Here is a 1,558-nt window from a genome sequence, read left to right as displayed (position 1 = left end):
CCCTCGAAAAGCACTTCAATCTGATACCGTTCGGTTCGGCTCAGGTGCGTGTAGTTCATCGTTGCTCCACTTGGCGGTGAAGCGGCGCAGGCTAGCGCGCCCGGGCCTCTCCACGCGATCGGGTGGTGCACTTCAGAGTTGAATCCGCGCAGCCATCCACTTTCCTTGATGAGTTTGAGGATGTAAAGAAAGTGGAAAATTCGTATAGAGCCTATTATGCTATCCCACTGAGAAAATCTTGGGATGGATTCGATATTCCGTTAGAAAAGAATGAGGGGTGGTAGGTGAGAGTTATTATTTCAATATTATCGCTTCTTATTTTTTCTCTTCCATGCCTTGCAAGTGATTGCGGGGCGACAAGGAACAGAGAGGAAATTGATAGGACGCGCTTGTTGGTTGTTTATGCCGCTTCTGTGAGAAAAACGATTGGGGGATTTCCGACGCCGTATGGGAAACGAGAGTGTGTTAGATTTGTTTTTATGATTAGTCCTTGGGGTAATCCATTCAACATAAATATATCAGAAACGTCAAATAATACGGCTTTTGAGATGGCGGCTTTTGATGCGTTGTCAAAATATAAATTTAAATTTCAACCGCTTGGCTTTTTTCATCACTATTCATTGATTATTAGTGGTATTGATAATAAATTAAATTAGGATATCAATGCGAGACTGTGGAGCGCGACGAAGAGTGTAGGCGTGTTATGGATTCCGGCCACGCCGGCGGCGCCGCACGCGAGCTACACCGGGACGACCTACAAGCCGACGGTGACGGCCACGTGGAGTGCGGTGGCCTATGCGGCCAGCTACCAGCTGCTGGTGGCGCTGGCGGTGCTGTGGAGCACGGTGGCGTTGGCCAAGACGGTGCACTACCACTACACGGACCCGCAGGGGACGGTGCTGGCGAAGACGGACGCGAGCGGGCACATCCTGGTGCGGTCCGACTACCGGCCGTACGGGCGTCCGGTGCAGGCACAGGGAGCACTGCCGGCGGGGCCGGGGTACACGGGGCACGTGAATGACCCGGACACGGGGCTCGTGTACATGCAGGCGCGGTACTACTATCCGGAAGCATGCATGCTGAGTGTGGACCCGGTGGCGCCGGTGCCGGGGGATGTCTTTGGGTTCAATCGGTAAGCGTATGCGGGCAATGATCCGGTGATGCGGATTGATGCAGACGGTCGACAGGATGAAAGGACGGAAGAGGCTGATGTTCGGGATGCAATTCGTGAGTCGAGTACGCTGCGACCAGATCCTCTTCCTCCTCCAATTGAGAATATTGATACGTACAATGAAATACACGATGCGGCATCTTCTAATTTTGATATTCATGAGGAGGCCGCTACCGCTTCTGAAAATCTCAAAGAAGTCATGGATGATATATCTAATGGAGTTGCGTCGAATAAATCTAATGAAAATTCCGGTGTTATATATTTAGTTAATGGAGAAAATACTGAATAAGGAGGTAATTCCTAAGCAACCCGGACCAAATCTGAGAGGATTTGGTTATGAAACGATGCCCGGAGTGCGGTGGTAGCCGGCCTTATCGGTTGAGCGAT

At 51.0% G+C, this 1,558-nt stretch carries 3 protein-coding genes; all 3 read left to right on the top strand.

Annotated features, from left to right (window positions below):
* The first annotated feature begins 284 nt into the window (after positions 1-284).
* Genes C7456_RS16690 through C7456_RS17090 form a run of 3 tightly spaced genes read left to right on the top strand, consistent with a single transcriptional unit; the run spans position 285 to position 1,460 of the window.
* Positions 285-656 carry an energy transducer TonB gene (locus C7456_RS16690; protein WP_109724929.1) on the top strand — a complete coding sequence of 124 codons (372 nt, stop codon included), beginning with the start codon at positions 285-287 and terminating at the stop codon, positions 654-656.
* A 42-nt stretch (positions 657-698) separates the two neighbouring features.
* On the top strand, positions 699-1,136 hold the full coding sequence (locus C7456_RS16685) for an RHS repeat-associated core domain-containing protein (RefSeq protein ID WP_170120248.1): 438 nt from the start codon (positions 699-701) through the stop codon (positions 1,134-1,136).
* 24 nt (positions 1,137-1,160) lie between these two features.
* Positions 1,161-1,460: a hypothetical protein gene (locus tag C7456_RS17090; RefSeq protein ID WP_139942851.1), complete on the top strand. Its 300-nt coding sequence runs from the start codon at positions 1,161-1,163 to the stop codon at positions 1,458-1,460.
* Positions 1,461-1,558: the final 98 nt, after the last annotated feature.

Source organism: Fulvimonas soli, from assembly GCF_003148905.1.
Classification (GTDB): Bacteria; Pseudomonadota; Gammaproteobacteria; order Xanthomonadales; family Rhodanobacteraceae; genus Fulvimonas; species Fulvimonas soli.
The sequence above is the reverse complement of the archived record's forward strand: the minus strand, read 5'-3'. Positions and strand labels throughout refer to the sequence as shown.

Coding starts and splice junctions, on each gene's coding strand:
- C7456_RS17090 (WP_139942851.1), top strand. CDS start 1,161: ATGCGGATTGATGCAGACGGTCGACAGGATGAAAGGACGGAAGAGGCT.